Annotated in this window: 1 pseudogene; it reads right to left on the bottom strand. The window is 70.5% G+C overall.

From position 1 onward, the window contains the following. Window positions 1-623 (bottom strand): annotated as a pseudogene (locus tag AC1DWF_RS33845) (hypothetical protein); the annotation flags it as partial. Window positions 624-766: the final 143 nt, after the last annotated feature.

The raw sequence follows: 766 nt of genomic DNA, 5'->3' as shown, positions 1-766 counted from the left end.
GCCACGTCCTGGCAGCCGAAGCTGCGTAGCATCGTCCCTTCCGGGAAGCGCAGCACGGTCCGCGAGGCATAGGACGGTCCGGTGCGGACGGTCAGCACGTCACCCGGCGCAAGGCCGGCGACCTGCCTGGAATCCGGCCCGGGGCCGCGGAAGGTCGTATCCTGGCGCGCCGGCGGGCCGGGCGGCGGCCCTTCGGCCACGCGCGCTCCATGCCCGTCGATCCCGAAGGCAATATTGTAGCTCGCGCTCGTGTTCCGGCGGTTTGGCCCGCGCGTGCGGAAGACCCTGACGACGTAGGTGCCGGTGGCCTGGAGCGTGCCGGTGAACTCGTTCCCGGCCGCCTGGCTGTTGTGGATCGGCGTTTCGCTGCCCGGCGGGAGGACGACGTATCCGACGCTGCTGCTCCCTGGGCGGAAGCGGACGGTCATGGCCTGGCCGGCCTGTGCATTCAGGCGGTAGTCGACGGCCTCATCACCCCGCACGCGGCCGTTGAAGGAGGCGGCGGTGGCGCCGGGCGAGAAGAGGACGGCGACCGCGTTGGTCTTGTCGGCCGCCCTGGGCTGGGCAGCGGCTGGCACGCCCATGGCACAGGCCAGGGCGATCATCGGAATGCGGTTCCACATGGCGGGACTCCTTACTTGTCCTGCCTTAACCCTGCTGGAGGCCTTGCGGCGGCATTGCGCTCACATAATGCGGCGGATGAGCCCCACCACGACCAGGAGCACTACCGCGCCGGCCGCCGAGGCCAGGATGACGCCCAGAATCC

Source organism: Aminobacter sp. P4_D5 (assembly GCF_056401815.1).
This window is presented reverse-complemented; position numbering and strand designations above follow the sequence as displayed.